Annotated in this window: 16 protein-coding genes; 7 read left to right on the top strand and 9 right to left on the bottom strand. The window is 71.6% G+C overall.

Annotated features, from left to right (window positions below; all coding sequences use genetic code 11):
- Nucleotides 1–7: 7 nt before the first annotated feature.
- Nucleotides 8–250, bottom strand: coding sequence for a DUF2188 domain-containing protein (locus ASF53_RS19120; RefSeq protein ID WP_003603627.1), 243 nt, complete (start codon nt 248–250; stop codon nt 8–10).
- Nucleotides 251–337: 87 nt separating this feature from the next.
- Nucleotides 338–565 carry a hypothetical protein gene (locus tag ASF53_RS19125; protein WP_056202248.1) on the bottom strand — a complete coding sequence of 76 codons (228 nt, stop codon included), beginning with the start codon at nt 563–565 and terminating at the stop codon, nt 338–340.
- Between the two features lie 100 nt (nt 566–665).
- On the opposite strand from ASF53_RS19125, the gene ASF53_RS25260 reads away from it, so the two are divergent.
- A complete protein-coding gene (locus ASF53_RS25260) occupies nt 666–890 on the top strand; it encodes a hypothetical protein (RefSeq protein ID WP_286134551.1) in 225 nt (74 codons plus the stop codon).
- Between the two features lie 18 nt (nt 891–908).
- Here the strand turns inward: ASF53_RS25260 and ASF53_RS19130 are convergent, their stop codons facing one another.
- Together ASF53_RS19130 and ASF53_RS19135 are read right to left on the bottom strand one after the other, a co-directional pair.
- Complete coding sequence (locus ASF53_RS19130; protein WP_056202251.1) at nt 909–1463, bottom strand: glutathione peroxidase; 555 nt, start codon at nt 1461–1463, stop codon at nt 909–911.
- A gap of 81 nt (nt 1464–1544) precedes the next feature.
- Nucleotides 1545–2015, bottom strand: a complete 471-nt coding sequence (locus ASF53_RS19135) for a response regulator (protein ID WP_056202255.1) — start codon at nt 2013–2015, stop codon at nt 1545–1547.
- A gap of 378 nt (nt 2016–2393) precedes the next feature.
- Here ASF53_RS19135 and argJ point away from each other — a divergent pair, with 378 nt between their 5' ends.
- The 4 genes from argJ to ASF53_RS19155 are packed head-to-tail and all read left to right on the top strand — an operon-like array spanning nt 2394 to nt 6341.
- Nucleotides 2394–3638, top strand: coding sequence for a bifunctional glutamate N-acetyltransferase/amino-acid acetyltransferase ArgJ (argJ, locus tag ASF53_RS19140; RefSeq protein WP_056202258.1), 1245 nt, complete (start codon nt 2394–2396; stop codon nt 3636–3638).
- Entirely contained in the window at nt 3635–4357 is a 723-nt protein-coding gene (locus ASF53_RS19145) for an SIMPL domain-containing protein (RefSeq protein ID WP_056202261.1), read from the top strand. Before argJ ends, ASF53_RS19145 begins: the two co-directional genes overlap by 4 nt.
- Nucleotides 4354–4770: a (deoxy)nucleoside triphosphate pyrophosphohydrolase gene (locus tag ASF53_RS19150; RefSeq protein WP_056202264.1), complete on the top strand. Its 417-nt coding sequence runs from the start codon at nt 4354–4356 to the stop codon at nt 4768–4770. The genes ASF53_RS19145 and ASF53_RS19150 overlap by 4 nt, the downstream gene beginning before the upstream one ends.
- A 29-nt stretch (nt 4771–4799) precedes the next feature.
- Nucleotides 4800–6341 carry a DUF6880 family protein gene (locus tag ASF53_RS19155; RefSeq protein WP_056202268.1) on the top strand — a complete coding sequence of 514 codons (1542 nt, stop codon included), beginning with the start codon at nt 4800–4802 and terminating at the stop codon, nt 6339–6341.
- A gap of 8 nt (nt 6342–6349) precedes the next feature.
- Here the strand turns inward: ASF53_RS19155 and ASF53_RS19160 are convergent, their stop codons facing one another.
- Nucleotides 6350–6706: a DUF427 domain-containing protein gene (locus ASF53_RS19160; protein WP_056202272.1), complete on the bottom strand. Its 357-nt coding sequence runs from the start codon at nt 6704–6706 to the stop codon at nt 6350–6352.
- Complete coding sequence (locus ASF53_RS19165; RefSeq protein ID WP_056202275.1) at nt 6703–7596, bottom strand: methyltransferase domain-containing protein; 894 nt, start codon at nt 7594–7596, stop codon at nt 6703–6705. Before ASF53_RS19165 ends, ASF53_RS19160 begins: the two co-directional genes overlap by 4 nt.
- Nucleotides 7597–7800: 204 nt before the next feature.
- On the opposite strand from ASF53_RS19165, the gene ASF53_RS19170 reads away from it, so the two are divergent.
- On the top strand, nt 7801–8028 hold the full coding sequence (locus ASF53_RS19170) for a hypothetical protein (RefSeq protein WP_056202278.1): 228 nt from the start codon (nt 7801–7803) through the stop codon (nt 8026–8028).
- A 29-nt stretch (nt 8029–8057) separates the two neighbouring features.
- The gene (locus ASF53_RS19175; protein ID WP_056202283.1) at nt 8058–8825 is read left to right on the top strand and encodes a ComF family protein; all 768 of its coding nucleotides are present in this window, start codon (nt 8058–8060) and stop codon (nt 8823–8825) included.
- 69 nt (nt 8826–8894) lie between these two features.
- On the opposite strand, the gene ASF53_RS19180 is transcribed toward ASF53_RS19175, so the two are convergent.
- From ASF53_RS19180 to ASF53_RS19190, 3 genes are all read right to left on the bottom strand, one after another.
- Nucleotides 8895–10154 carry an MFS transporter gene (locus tag ASF53_RS19180; RefSeq protein ID WP_056202286.1) on the bottom strand — a complete coding sequence of 420 codons (1260 nt, stop codon included), beginning with the start codon at nt 10152–10154 and terminating at the stop codon, nt 8895–8897.
- Nucleotides 10155–10405: 251 nt separating this feature from the next.
- Nucleotides 10406–14152 (bottom strand): AAA family ATPase, encoded by a 3747-nt coding sequence (locus ASF53_RS19185; protein WP_056202289.1) that lies wholly within the window; start codon nt 14150–14152, stop codon nt 10406–10408.
- An 11-nt stretch (nt 14153–14163) separates the two neighbouring features.
- Entirely contained in the window at nt 14164–15411 is a 1248-nt protein-coding gene (locus ASF53_RS19190; RefSeq protein WP_056202293.1) for an exonuclease SbcCD subunit D, read from the bottom strand.
- Nucleotides 15412–15428 lie beyond the last annotated feature (17 nt).

Below are 15428 nucleotides of genomic sequence, written 5' to 3' on the forward strand. Positions count from 1 at the left end.
AGGCGCTTCAGTCCTCCACGACCCGGGCCACCGGCCGGTCGCTGCCCTGCGCGGTCTCGTCGTGCCACTGGCCGCGCCCGTCCTGGTAGCGGATGCCCTCGGTCGAGCCCGGCACCTGCTGCTCGGCGGCGGCGGCCTGCGCCGCCTGCAACGCCTCCGCCCGGCTCGGGAAGGTCTCGGAGAACACGTCCCCGACCTTGTAGGCGAAGCCGCCGTCGTGCTCGACGATGTGATAGGTCACCTCGGTCATCGCAAAATCCCGTTCGTTTCCAGCATGCTTCGTTCAACGTGCTGGACCCCGAACCGGTCGGGATGCCGGAGGTTCCGTTCGACCGCCTCAATGCCGGGTCGGCGGACGGCGCGGGAGGCGGGCCACTGCCGCTTCGCAGCCGGCGATCAGGGAGCCGCGCACGTCATCCCGATCGAAGCCGACGCCCTCGGGAAAGGCGACGACGTGGGCCTCGCTCCAGCCTTCGGGCCGGATATGCGCGATCCAGCCCTCCGGCGTCCGCTCGAAGCGAACCTCGTAGACGGTGCCGTCCTGCTCGAAGCTGTGCGGTTCCATGGCTCGATCTTTCCGGCCGCAATGATGACGTGACCGGCTGCCATGTGGGGAGGCGCCCCGTGCCGGCGCGAGTCCCTGCCGACCGGAAAATCCACTGCCGATGCGCCCAAGCACCGTCTTCGCCGCTGCGAGTCTTTGCCTGGTGGCCCTGCCATGCCGGGCCCAGGGCGTGCCGCCGAACCCCTTCGCCTCGAACTATCCGTCCGCAGCGCCGCGCATCCTTGAGCGAGACGGGCGCCTTCAGGCACCGCGCGCCCGCCGTCCCCTGCCGCCGGGGCGGATCGAGCGCGGGTTGCTGCCGCCGGCCGACGTTCCGGGCCGGTAGAACCACACGGACCGTCGTTCAGGCCTGCCCGAGTTCCGCGACGATGGCGCTGACGATGCGCGGATCGCTCGGATCGACCTGGGTCGCGAAGGCGGCGCGCAGGTTGCCGTCACGACCGACGAGGTATTTGTGGAAGTTCCATTGCGGGCTCTGCCCCGGCTTCTGCTCGGCCGCCCAGCGGTAGAACGGATGGGCGGACGGCCCCCGCACATGGGTCTTGTCGGTGACGGGGAAGGTCACGCCGTGGTTCTTGCGCGCGGCGTCGGCAATGGCGGCGCCGTCGAGCGGCTCCTGATTGCCGAAATCGGGCGACGGCACCGCGATCACCGTCAGGCCCCGCGCGCCGAAACGGGTCCAGAGGCCTTGCAGACCGACGAATTGCGGAGCGTAGCCGCAGGCGGTGGCGGTGTTGACCACGAGGATGGGCTTGCCGGCATAGGCCGAGAGCGGCAGGGCGCCCCCCTCCGGCTTGTCGAAGGCGAAGGCCCCCGCCGGCCCGGCTTCCGCGGCATGGGCGCGGCTCGCGGCGAGCACGGCAAGCAGTCCGAGGCAGTCCCGGCGGCGAATCGTCATGGCGTCCTATCCTCCGGCGCCGAAGCTGCCACACCCGGCCGGCCGTCGGGTACGGGCCGGATCGTCGCGGGCTCGGCGGACTCAGCCGGCGCGGGCGGCCATCGCCTCACGGACCGAGGACGCGACGGCTTCCTCCGGGCCCAGGGAGGAGATCAGCAACGCATCCGCCGGCACGAGGTCGGCACAGTCGTTGACCGCCGAATCGCAGGCGACGACGATGCCGAGATTCGGTCTTAACGCACGCGCCTCCGCGGCGAGTTCGCTGAGGCCGAGGGAGCCGTGCAGTTCAGCATCCGTCACGAGAACATCGACGGGGAGCCCGAGCACCAGCACGGTGAGGGCATCGACGGCCGAGTCGACGGTGATGGCGCTGTAGCCGGCCCGGCGGATCTGCCCGTTCACCTCATCGCGCCATTGTTTGCGGCGCCCGGCGACCAATACTTGGACCCCGTAGCAACTGCGCGGGGCCGCGTGGCCCCCCACCTGTCTGTCCGCGCGGACGGGATCGAGGTCGATGGTCGCTTCCTCACGATCTTGGGTGCGCTGCATCATTCTAGGTTAAGCAGGTTGCGTAAGGCATACAAGCGGCAACGCTCGACCGTGGCGATGGTGCATTTTTCGAGTCACAGTTTCCGCAGCAGATTTCGAGGACGAATTCGAGAGGCCTTCGTCTTCCGCGTCGTTGAGTTGCATCGCCGAAAGACAAGTTCTTCCGACACATCCGGTTCGTGCCCCGCATGAGCGGCGGCGCCGGAGACGGGCCGTCTCACGGCGGCGGGCGTCACCGCGCGTGTTGACGTGAGGCCCGGCGGGCGCAAGACAGCGACCCGCGACCATGACGTTCATGCCCGTGTCGCCTGCGCATGCGAGGCGGCCCCTCCCGACGCGGCCGAATGGGCAAGAGCGGGCACGAGACGGAGCCGACGACCGATGTCATCCACCGAGATCTCCCCCCTGGCACCCGCCACTTCGCCGTCGCTGCCGGAGATCGCGGGCGTGCGCATCGCCACGGCCCAGGCCGCCATCCGCTACAAGAACCGCACGGATGTGCTCTACGTCGCCCTGGCCGAGGGCACGGAAGTGGCCGGGGTGTTCACCCGCTCGCGCTGCCCCTCCGCGCCGGTGGATTGGTGCCGTGACGCGCTGAAGTCGGGCAAGGGCGCGCGGGCGCTCGTGGTGAATTCAGGCAACGCCAACGCCTTCACCGGGCTCAAGGGTCGTGAGGCCGTGGCGCTGACCGCCGACATCGCGGCTCGGGCCGCTGATTGCGCCCCGGAGGCGGTGATGATCGCCTCCACCGGCGTGATCGGTGAGCCGCTCGACGCGCGCAAGTTCGAGGGTGTGCTGGCCGATTGCGCCGGGCGCGCCGAGGGCGGCGCCGAGGCCTGGGCGCAGGCCGCGCAGGCGATCATGACGACCGACACCTTCCCGAAGCTCGCCACCCGCCGGGTCGAGATCGACGGGGTGCCGGTGACGATCAACGGCATCGCCAAGGGCGCGGGCATGATCGCCCCCGACATGGCGACGATGCTGTCCTTCGCCTTCACCGATGCGGCGCTGCCGCAGGACGTTCTTCAGGAACTCCTGAGCGCGGGCACCAAGACGTCGTTCAACTGCGTGACGGTGGACGGCGACACCTCCACCTCCGACACGCTGCTGCTCTTCGCCACTGGCGCGGCCGGCAACGCGGCGGTGACGCGGGCCGACGATCCGCGGCTCGCCGGCTTCCGCGCTGCTCTTGACGATCTGCTGATCGAACTCGCGCAGCTCGTCGCGCGGGACGGGGAGGGCGCCAACAAGCTCGTGACCGTCAAGGTCGAGGGCGCCGAGAGCGATCCCTCCGCCCACCGCATCGCCATGTCGATCGCCAACTCGCCGCTGGTGAAGACCGCGGTGGCCGGCGAGGACGCCAATTGGGGCCGCGTGGTGATGGCGGTCGGCAAGGCCGGCGAGCCCGCCGACCGCGACCGCCTCGCGATCTGGTTCGGCGATGTGCGCGTCGCGGTGCAGGGCGCCCGCGATCCCGATTACAGCGAGGAGGCGGCCAGCGCCGTGATGCGCCGGCCCGAGATCACCGTGCGGGTCGATCTCGGTCTCGGCCAGGGCCGGGCGCGCGTCTGGACCTGCGACCTGACCAAGGCCTACGTCGCCATCAACGGAGACTATCGCTCGTGAAGCTTTCGGCGCTCGCCGCTCCCCTCCTGCTCCTCGCCGTGGCGGCGGCGCCCGCCGCGGCCGATGACGAGACCGGCCGCATTCGGGTGATCGGCCGGGCCTCGCAGGAACTCGCGCCGGACTTCGCGTCGGTCGAGATCGGCGTCGAGACCCACGGTGCGACGCCGGCCGCCGCCCTCGATACCGCGAGCCAGGCGGCGAAGGGCATCGTCGCGAGCGCGCGGGAGATGGGCGTGGCGGAGGCCGATATCGGCACCTCCTCGATCACTCTCCAGCCGCGGACCAAGTCCGTCCGCCAGCCCGACGGAACGATGGGCGAGCGGGATGACGGCTACACGGCGGGCAACCGCGTGCGGGTGCGCTTGGCCGACATGGGCAAGCTCGGCGAATTGATGCGGCGCACCCTCGAATCCGGAGCCAACCGGATCCAGGGGATCAGCTTCGGCCTGCGCGACCCGGCCGCGGCGGAGGCCGCCGTGCAGGTCGCCGCCGTCAAGGATGCCCGCGCCCAGGCCGAGCGCATCGCCGAGGCGACCGGCGTGAAGCTCGGCACTGTCGTGTCGATCGAATCGCCGCCGCGGGCCGAGTCGCCCCGCCCCATGCCCTATGGCATGGCGATGAAGGCGGCCGCCCCCCGCGGCCGCACCGCCGTGCCGGTCGTGGCGGGATCGATCGAGACTTCGGCCGAGGTCGATGCCGTGTTCGCGATTAGCCGATGAGCACGCCGCTCAAGCTTCTCCTCGTCGTCGCGGCGGCCCTGGTCGATACCGATGGGCGCGTGCTGATGGCCCAGCGCCCTGAGGGCAAGGCGCTGGCCGGCCTCTGGGAGTTTCCCGGCGGCAAAGTCGAGCCCGGCGAGCGGCCGGAGGAGACGCTGATCCGCGAACTCACCGAGGAACTCGGCATCACCGTGAAGGAGCCCTGCCTCGCGCCGCTCACCTTCGCGAGCCACGCCTATCCGGATTTCCACCTGCTGATGCCGCTCTACATCTGTCGGCGCTGGGAGGGGCTTCCGCAATCGCGCGAGGCGCAGGCGCTCCGCTGGATGCGGCCGGGGGCTTTGCGCGATCTGCCGATGCCGCCGGCCGATCTGCCGCTGATCCCCTTCCTGATCGATCTGCTCGGACCCTGATCGGGCCCGAGGCCGGAGAGGGACGGAGTATGGCGCGACGGGCAAAGGCGGCGGTCGAGAGCGAAGCGTCGGCGAACACGCCGACGGAATCGAAGCCGCAAAAAAAATCCCGCAGCACGACACCGACGGCGGAAAGCCTCGCAGCCCTCAGCCAGGAACGGCTCATCGCCCTGATCCTTCAGGAGGTCGGACAGAGCGCGCCCTTCAAGAAGCGGGTGAGCGCCGCGATCGCCGCGCTCCAAGGGCCGGACCGGGTGGCGGCCCTGATCGACCGCCGTCTCTCGGCGCTGGAAAAGGCCCGCGGCTATATCGATTGGCAGAAGCGCCGGGCCTTCGCCGCCGACCTCGACGCCACCCTCGCGACCATCCTCTCCGACCTGAAGCCGCTCGATGCCGGCATGGCCCTCGATCGGCTGCTCCGCTTCCTCCGCAGCGCGAGCGCCACGTTGGAACGGGTCGACGATTCCAGCGGGCAGGTTCACGGACTCTACGAGGCGACCGCCGAAGCCGCCGCGGGCCTCGCGGCGGGGCTCTCCGCGGACGCCGCGCTGGTTTTCGCGACCCGCGCCCTCGATGCTCTCGACGATGACGGCTTCGGCCTCGTCGGCGCCCTGCTGGTCGATCTCCTGCCCAAGCTGCCGAAGGCGGCGCTCGAACCCCTCGACGCCCATCTGGTCGAAGCCCTCGCCAAGCTTCCGGCTTCAGCGAAGAAGACCGGCCCGGCGGCATCCGAGAGAGCCGGGCAGGAATGGGAGCGGCGTTATCAGCGCCTGAGCCTCACCCGCCTGCGTCAGGTCATCGCCGACGCTCGCGGCGATGCCGATGCGTTCATCGCCCTCGAACTGGAAATGTCGCCCGAGCGGCCCGATCTCGCGGCGGTGGCCGAGCGGCTGCTCGCGGCAGGGCGCGCCGCGGAGGCCCTCGACTGGATTCGCCGCAAGCAGAAGCGCGGCACGGTCGTGGTGACGCGCGAGGACCTGATCGTCGGCGGATTCGATCCGGAAGGTCCCGAACGGGAGCGTGAGGCGGTCGAGATCCGCATCCTCGACGCGCTCGGCCGCAAGGACGAGGCGCAGAGCCTCCGCTGGGCGCGGTTCGAGAAGAGCCTCGATCCGCAGGCCCTGCGCGATTACCTCACCCGCCTGCCGGATTTCGAGGACGAGGAGGCGCTGGACCGGGCCTTCACCCATGCCGCGAGCCGCAAGGACCCGCATGGCGGCCTCTACTTCCTGATCCGCTGGCCCAATCTGGACCGCGCCGCCCGCCTCGTGCTCGACCGGCGCGAGGCGTGGTCGGGCCGCATCTGGGAATTGCTCGCCCCGGCTGCCGAGGCGCTGGAGCCGGACCATCCGCTCGCGGCGAGCGTGCTCTACCGCGCGCTCATCGACGACATTCTCGAACGCGGCCGCTCGCCCGCCTATGGCCACGGCGCCCGCCATCTGACACGTCTTTCCGAACTCGCACGGGAGCTGGCGCCCGGCGACCTGACGCCGAGCCACGCCGAATACGTGGCGCAGCTTCGCAAGGCGCATGGGCGCAAGTCGGGGTTCTGGTCGCAGGTCGAAGGGTAAGGCGAGCCTCACGCCTCGATGGCATCGACCCGGTCGGGATCAAACGCGACATGTCCGCGGATGTGGGCCACCGCCGGAAACGGGTTCTCGTAGGACCACGCCGCCGCTTCCCGCGTCGCGCCGCCGACGGTCAGGTCGAAATAGGAGGCCTCGCCCTTGTAGGGGCAGAAGGTCCGCCGCGGGTTCGGGCTGAGCGCGTCCGCGGCGATATCCTCGCGCGGCAGGTAGAGAACGGGGTCGTAGCCCGCCTCGCACAGCTTCAGCGCCCGCCGCGTCTCGGCGACGATGCGCCCGCCGAGCCGCACCCGCACGGGTGCCGGGTGGGGCGTGATGGTGATCGGGTGGGCGGGGCCGGGTTCCTTCATGCGGGTTCCTCCCGGATCGGAAATCGATGCTCGGCGGCGCCGAGCGCATCGGCGAGCCGTGCCTTGGCGCTGCCGGGCCTTAGCGGCTTCTGCTGGCTCTCGTGGGGCGCCCAGCCGGACAGCCACAGGATCTCGAAAGTCGCCCGCAGCCGCCCGTCCGGATCGGAGAAGCGCTCGGCATAGATCGCGGCGGCTCGCATCAACGTCGCCCGGCGCAAAGGCGCACGGCGCCGGTCGTGCAGGGCATTGGTCAGCCCCATGGCCCGCAGATCGCGCATCAGTGCGAACGGATCGCCGTAGCGCACGGTGATCGTGTCCGCATCCACGACGGGCAGGGCAAAGCCCGCCCGTTGGAGCAGGCCGCCGAGGTCGCGCAGTTCGGCGAAGGGCGCCACGCGCGGGCTCGCGCCGCCTTCGGTCTCGCTCTCGGCCTGGAGAAAGGCTTGGCGCAGCTCGGTCAGGGTCGCCCCTCCGAAGAGACCCCCGAGGAACAGGCCATCGGGCTTGAGCGCCCGGCGCACCTGCAGCAGGGCGCCCGGCAGGTCGTTGACGTGCTGAAGCGCCAGGGCCGAGACCGCGAGGTCGAACCCGGCCTTTCCCCCAAATGGCAGCATTTCCGGGTCGCCGACCACCGAGCCGCCCGGTTCGGAGACCGGAGCGACGCGGATCATCCGCCCGACCCGGCCGCTCTGCCCCAGGCGCTCGGATACGAGGGGAAGCGGCGTGCCGAGGTCGAGGCCGAGGGGAAAGGGACGGGTGACCGCCGCCAGACGATCCTCCAGATCCTCGGCGACCCGTTCGAGCAGGAAGCTGGCATAGCCGGATGCGCGCGCACGCGCGATGCGGCGTCGAACAAGGGCGGGATCAAACAGGGGGGCGGATTCGTTCATCGATCGGGGAGATGGGGCTCCGAGGGCGCCGCGGCCAGGGCGTAAGTTCAGTCCCGGCCAAGGGTCCGCAGGCATCCTTCCGGCGGTGCACGGCGCGGTTTCGCGATTTTGCGAATCAGGCGTCCGTATTATCATCCGGTTGTGGATTGTCTTGGAACGGAATCCGGGTCTCTCCGTTTGGCTCGTCGATCGAGGAGAGTGAAGATGACCCGGATACTGATCCGCGCCGCTCTGATCCTTGTCGCCGTCGCGCTGGCCAGCACCGCGGAGGCCAAGGGTTGCCTGAAGGGTGCCGTGGTGGGTGGCGTGGCCGGGCATATGGCCGGGCACGGCGTCATGGGCGCCGCGGCCGGATGTGCCTTGGGCCGGCATCAGGCGAACAGGAAGGACAAGGCGGCTCAGCAGGGCGCTCAGGGAAACGGCGCGCACTGACCGCGTAGTGTGACGACGATCATCCGGCGATGACCGCGCACGGCCTTCCCGTTCTGCGGGACGGCGTGCGCCGCATTGCTTCGACCCTCATCGGCCTGATTTATCCGCCGACCTGCGTGTCCTGCGGCGCGGCGACGGGGCAGCCGCATGCTCTCTGTGCCAGCTGCTGGAGCGGGTTGCGGCTGATCGAGCGGCCCTATTGCGAGCGGCTCGGCACGCCCTTCGCCCTCGATCTCGGCGTCGGCCGCCTGCTGTCGCCCGGCGCCATCGCCGAGCCGCCGGCCTTTGGGCGGGCGCGGGCTGTCGCGCTCTACGAGGGCACCGCCCGCGACCTCGTTCACCGTCTCAAATACAACGACCGGCTCGATCTGGCTCGGACCATGGCCCGGATGATGGCCTCTTCCGGGCGCGAGCTGTTGGACGAGGCCGAGGTGATCCTGCCGGTGCCTTTGCACGGCCGGCGTCTCTGGCGGCGGCGATTCAATCAATCGGCCCTGCTGGCCCGCGAGATCGCGCGCGTTTCCGGAACGCCGTGCGACCTGCGGGCGCTCGCCCGTGTGAAGGCGACCCGGCCGCAGGTCAGCCTGACCCGCCATCAGCGCGCGATGAACCTTCAGGGCGCCTTTCGCGTGCCGGAGGAGGCGCGATCGCGGATCGCCGGCCGGCGCCTGCTGCTCATCGACGACGTGGCGACCACGGGTGCCACGGGCAACGCCGCCGCCCGCGTGCTGCTGCGCGCCGGCGCGGCGGGCGTCGATCTCCTTACCTTCGCGACGGTGACGCGGGACGGGTTGTAGGCCGCCAACGGAAACGGGGGCCGCGAGGGCCCCCGTCCAACCAATCCACTTCAGACGGAAAGATCCGCCTTACGCGCTTGCGGGCTCCATACGGCCTCCGGTCTGAACCTGCGCTTCGGCCGGCTGATCGAGCACCTTACCGCGGGGCCCGACCCAGGCGCCGACCCACTTGCGCTGCCACAGGAACAGGCAGCCGAGCACGAAGCCCGTGAACAGGGCGTAGGCGACGAAGCCGGTGGCGAAACCGCCGGTATACTGCTTCGAGAAGCCCATGACGTTGGGCAGGATCGCGCCGCCGAGCGCCCCGACCTCGCCGATCATCGAGCCGGCCACCGCGGTGTTGGTCGGCCAGCGCAGGGGCACGAGCTGGAACAGCGCGCCGTTTCCGGCGCCCAGCGCGGCAAAGCAGAGCATGAACAGCAGCGTCGTCACGGCGAGCGACGGCGTTGTGGTCAGCGCCAGGAACGAGCCGATCGCGGCCAGCAGCACCAGGGAGAGGACGAGGATGCCGCCCATCCGGTCGGCGAAGTAGCCGCCGAGGATGCGGATGCCGGAGCCCATCAGGGCGGCCAGCATCGTGAGGCGACCAGCCTCGACCTTCGTGACGGCGAACTGCTCGTAGAAGAAGGTCGGCAGGAAGTTCGACAGGCCGATGAAGCCGCCGAAGGTGATGATGTAGATCAGCGAGAACGACCAGCCGTCCCTGGTGAACAGGCAGGAGACGTGCTCCTTGAAGGTCTGGCCGTGGCAGTCCGGCGGCTCCTTGGCGAGGACGATCATCACGAGGATCGGAATGATCATCACGAGGCCGGCGAAGCCGTAGACCGCCTGCCAGCCATAGGCCTGGGCCAGCGGCGGCGCGAACAGCACGGCGAGCACGGTGCCGGAATTGCCGGCGCCCGCGATGCCCATGGCAAGCCCCTTGTGCTCCGGCGGGAACCAGCCCGAGCCGAGCGAGAGCGCCACGCCGAACGAGGCGCCGGCGATGCCGAGCAGCACGCCCATGGCCAGCACGTCGTTGTAGGAGGAGACGAACAAGAACCCGTAGGCCATCGCCAGGACGATGACGCCCATCTCCGTCAGCGCCGCGTTCTTGCGGCCGATATACTGGGCCAGGATCCCGAGCGGAAAGCGCATGATCGCGCCGGCCAGGATCGGCAGCGAGATCATGAAGCCGGTCTGGGCCGGGGTGAGCCCGTAGGTCTCGGTGATGAACGGACCCATGGCGCCGTTGAGCACCCAGATCGCGAAGCAGAAATCGAAATAGAGGAAGGCGGCGAACAGGGTCGGGGGGTGGCCCGACTTCATCACGGTCTTAAAGGATGCCATCGGCGTGCTCGTGGGGCTCGAAGACGCGCCGCTCGTCGAAGCCGGGCGCGGTCTTTCATGCGGAAGAGTGTGTCCGGACATGCGCCGTCCGAGCGCGAGGCGCCGTTGCCCCGCTCGCCGCCCGAGGGCTGCGACACCAGTAATGCAGCCCGCGTGCCAACTCATTCCCTGCTTGAAAGCAGCGGCAGCGACCGCTGCGTGCCGCTAACGCAAGCATCGCTGCCTATGAACGATGCAGCGGCTACGCTGCCTCAAACGACAGCAGCGCCGCGATCCACCACCCGGACCACGCTGCGACCGCTGCCGCGCTTCTCCACCCGGATCTGCACGGCGATGCGTTCCATCATCCCGGCGACGTGGGTGATGACGCCGACCTTGCGGCCGCGGCCCTGGAGCGTTTCGAGGGCATCGACGGCCAGATCGAGGGTCTCGGCGTCGAGCGAACCGAAGCCCTCGTCGATGAACAGGGTGTCGACGAAGGATTGCCGCCCTTCCAGGCCGGACAGCGCCAGGGCCAGCGCCAGCGAGACGAGGAAACGCTCGCCGCCCGACAGGCTGCGGGTGGCCCGGCGCTCGTCGCCCATGTCGCGGTCCACGACATGAAGGGCGAGGTCGGCGCCGACGCTGCGGGCGAGGCGGTAGCGCGGGCTCAGGGCCCGAAGCTGTTCGTTGGCGAGATGCACGAGATGATCGAGGGTCACCCCTTGCGCGAAGCGGCGGAAGCGGTCGCCGCCCGCCGAGCCGATCGCTTCCTCGACCCGGTGCCACGTCGTGAGCTCGGCCGTCGCGGAATCAATCTCCCCTGCGAGATCAGCCGCCTTGGCGCGGGCGGCCTCGTCGCGGCGCAGTTCCGCATCGAGGGCGCCGAGGCGTTGCTGCGCCTGCGCCATGGCCTCCGCGAGCCGAGCCGCTTCGGCCTCAGCGGCGGCGACGTCGATCGCGGCCTCGGTGTCCAGGGCCTCGACATCCGCGCGGCGGGTGGCGAGGGCGGTCCGCGTCTCGGCGGCCTCGCGGGCCAAGCGGTCGAGACCGGCGCGCAGCGCGTCGCGGGTCTCGACCGGCACGGCGAGCAGCGCGGCCACCGCCTCGCGCCCACGCTCGCCGCAGGCCTGCACGAAGGAGGCCTCCGCCGCGCTGTGGCGGGCGGCGGCGCGCTCCGCTCCCGCGATGGCACCGGCCTCGTCGGTTACGGCGCCGGTCAAGGCGCGGGCGGCCTCGGCGCAGGCGGTCTGCGCGGCCTGAAGCGCTTCGCGGGCGGCGCGGCGCTCATTGTTGAGCCGGGTGCGGTGGGCGCCGGTCGGTTCGCCGCCGAGGAGGCCGGCGCGCTCCGCGCGGGCCTGCTTCAGACGCGTCTGCCGTTCCTCGGCCTCCGCGCGCGCCTTCCCGGCCGCACGCGTTTCGGCCTCCCGCAGGGATGCGGCGGCGGCCAGCTCGGGCGCCAGGGCGCCGAGCTGCGCCTCCAGGCCGGCATGCCGGGTCCGCAGGGCCGCGTAAGCCTGCCCGAGGGTCGTGACCCGCTCGGCGCACATTTCCGGGGCGCGATCGAGATCGGCCAGGCTCAGATCGGCGGCGCTCAGGGCGGGCGCGATCTCATCCGTTAGATCCGCGGCGCGCTGGACGAGGGCGGTTCGCGTGCTCTCGGCGCGCTCGGCCGCGAGTCCGGCCTCGCTCCGGCGCCGGGTGAGGGCGTCGAGCGCGCGGGTCTCCGCCTCGGCCTGCGCCTCCGCCGCGTCGCGTTCGCGGATCAGGCCATCGATCTCGCTGCGCAGCGTCCGGGCCGTGGCGAGCACGTGCAGGGTGGCATCGCGTTCGGCCCGTGCACTCGTCCCGGCCGCGGCCAGCGCTGGCGCATCGGGCTCCGGCGGCAGGATGGCCGCGAGCCCAGCCGCTTCGAGCGAGGCCAGGAGACCGGGCAACGCGGCGCGGTAGCGGGAAGCGGTGGCCGCCGCCGCTTCGGCCGCGGCGGCGGCGCGCTCCTGGGCGTCGTCGCGCCGGCCCTCCGCCGCCGCGTGATCACCGCGGGCGCGGTCGCGGGCGGCTTGGTGCTCAGCGATCCGCGCATCGAGCTCGGCGCGGCGGGTCCGCATCTCCTCGGCGAGCCGGCCGAGCGCACCGTCGGATTCGTGGGCGTGGGGATGGTCGGCGCTGCCGCAGACGGGGCAGGGCCCGCCGGCGACGAGCAGGCTGCGCAGCCGGGCAGCCTCGCGCGAGACGCTCTCCTCGGCCAGTTCGGCCAGGGGCGCGATCTCGGCCCGGCGGATCCCGGCCTCGTGCAAGGCTTGGTCTTCCACCGCGTAGCGCGCGGCGGCCTCGGCTGCGACCAAGCCGGCTTCCGCCTCGGCCTCGGCGGCGGCGGCGCGGTCGGCCAGCGCCGTGCCGTGGCGCCCGGCCAGGGCGTAGGCCTCGCGCAGGCCATCGAGCAGCCTTTCGAGAGCGGCACTGCGCGCCTGTGCGGTGGGCTCGGCGAGCGCAGCGAGCGCGGCTTCGCGTTCCGCGCGAGTGCCGGCCAAGGCCTCGCGGCGGGCGCGGAACGCGGCGAGGCGTGCAGCCCCGGCTTCCGCCTCGCCATCGCAGCCGGCGATCTCGGCTCGCCGCGCGGCACTTTCCTTGTCGGCCGCCTCCGCCTGCGCCTGAAGCCGTGCCCGCTCACGGATGCGGCGGGCGAAGTCGTCGCCGCGCTCGGCCAGCGGCGTGTGGCCGCGGTCGGCTTCGAGTTGCCGGGCTGCGGCGTCGCGCGCTTCCCGCGCCGCGTCGAGGCGACGCTCGATCGTGGTGAGCGCGGCAGCCGCCGCGACCGCCGCCTCGTCCGAGCGGAGAGCGGCCTGCGCGGCCCCGGCGGCTTCCTGCTCGGCGATGGCGATGGTCGCGTCGAGCGCGGCGGCCCGGTCCCAGAGCGGCCCGAAGCTCTTGAAGACGGCTTCCGCCGCCTCGTCCCCCGCATTCGCTTCCGCCCGCTTCGCCTCGGCTGCCTCGGCCGCGGCGCGGGCGTCTCGGACACGAGCGCCGGTCGCCTCGACCCGCGCCAGCGCTTCGGCGCGCTCGCGGGCGGTCTCGCCCAAGGCCTCGGCCCGTCCGCGCAGCGGCTCGACCGCGTCGAGTTCGGCAAGCCGCGCCCGGTCCGGCCCGGCCGCCTCCAGGCTTTCCCCCGCCGAGACGGCGCGTCGTTCGGCCTCCGCGAGCGCCAGGTGGGTGGCCTCGATCCGGCGGGCCGTCTCAAGAATGCGGGCGACCGCTGCCTGCTCGCCCCGCCACGTCTCGAGCCCGGCCCGCAAAGCCTCGCGCTCGGCGCTGCGGCTCGACAGCCCCTCCGCATCGAGCAGGCCGATCTCGCCCCGGCGGACCTCCAAGGCCTCGACCGCCCGGCGGTGCTCCTCGTAGCCGAGATGCACCCGCTTCGAGATCTCGGAATAGATTGCCGTGCCGGTGATCTTCTCCAGAAGCTCGGCCCGCTCGCCCTCGGCGGCGAGAAGGAAGGCGTCGAACTCCCCCTGCGCCAGCAGCACCGTGCGGCGGAACTGGTCGAAGGTCAGGTCGGTCAGCGCGACCACCCGGTCGAGCACCTGCGTCTTGCCGGCCGCGACGGCGCTGCCGTCGTCGAGCCGGTGCAGGCGCCGCCGCTCCGCCTGAAGCTTTCCCGTTGCCCGGTTGCGGGCGCGAAAAGCTTCCCAGCCGACGCGATAGGCGACACCGTCCTGGCCGATGAAATCGACCTCGGCATAGCCCGAGCCCGCGCCCCGGCGCAGGATCGCCCGCCCGTCGCTGGCGCTCAGCGTCTCGCCGCCGGGATCGGGCACGTCCTCCCGGCGGCTCACGGCGACGCGGGGGTAGCGGCCGTAGAGCGCGAGGCAAAGCGCGTCGAGGATGGTGGACTTGCCCGCACCCGTCTCGCCCGTGATGGCGAATAGACCGGTGGCGCCGAGCGGCTCGGCCGCGAGATCGACCGCGAAGGGCGCGGCGAGGCTCGCGAGGTTCTCGCCGCGGATCGCGAGGATGCGCATGTGCTAAAGCCTCAGGCTTCCGCTCGTGCGCGGTGGAACACGTCGAGATGGGCAGGCTCGGGTTCCTCGTCCCACTTGGCGCGGTAGGCGAGGCGGAACAGCTCCTCCGGGTCGCGCTCGGACAGGCGCGGCGGCGGTGCATCGGATTCCACGATCGCGATCGCGGCCCGCGGCGGCACCGTCACTCGCACATCGACGACGCGGACCGGAAAGCTCTCGGCGATGCGGTCTACCTCGGCGCGGTAGCCGGGCAGCAATCCCTCGCGGGCGAGCCGGACCTGGATGTAGGGCCGCGCCTCCATCGGCAGGTCGGGGTCGAGCGCCAGGGCGGCGAGATGGTCGCCGAGATCGGCCAGCGGCATGTCGCCCGATGGCGGCAGGCGCAGGAACGGGACGGGGCGGGGGATCTCGATATGCTCGATCTCCGCCGCGCCGGTGCCGAGCGTCACCAGGGTGACCCCGTGGCGATAGGGCTGCTCGGCGGCCGAGAGCGGGATCAGCGAGCCGCAATAGCGCACCTGTCCGCGGCCCAGCGCCTGCGCCCGGTGGAGATGGCCGAGCGCCACGTAGCGCGCCTCCTCCGGAAACACGTCGGAGGGCACGGCATGCTCACCGCCGACGAGGATGCGCCGCTCCGCCCCTTCCGATTCGAGCCCGCCCGCCACATGGAGATGGCCGGTGACGAGGAGCGGCAAGCCGACGAGCCGCGGCCGGGCCGCCTCGAAGAGCTGGCCGTAGAGGTCGCGCACCGCCCGCACGATCGGCGAGGTCTCGCCGATGCGGGGTTGCTGGCCGAGCGACGAGAGCGGCGGCAGGCAGGCGGCGGTGGGATAGGAGACGGCAAGCACCTGTGCGGCCACGTCCCCGTTGGCCGAGCGAACCGGCACGAGGTGCCGGTCGAGGTCGATCGCGCCGTCGCGGCGGCGGACATTGCCGACGACGTGGACGCCGATGGCCTCCAATAGCGGGCGCGGCGCTTCGAGCCGCCCGGCGGCATCGTGGTTGCCGGCGGTGATGACGATGGTCATGGCCGGCCGTGCCGCGTGGAGGCGCGCCATCAAGGTGTAGAAGCGGGCCTGCGACTCGCCGGACGGGTTCTGGCTGTCGAACACGTCGCCGGCCACGACGAGGGCATCGACCTCGCGCTCGACGACGATGCTCTCGAGACAGCCGAACACTGCGTCGTGCTCGCGTTCGCGCGAGAAGCCGCGCAGCGTCTGGCCGATATGCCAGTCGCCCGTATGGAGAACGCGGATCACTGGAGACGCCACTCACC

Source organism: Methylobacterium sp. Leaf123 (assembly GCF_001423405.1).
Lineage (GTDB): Bacteria > Pseudomonadota > Alphaproteobacteria > Rhizobiales > Beijerinckiaceae > Methylobacterium.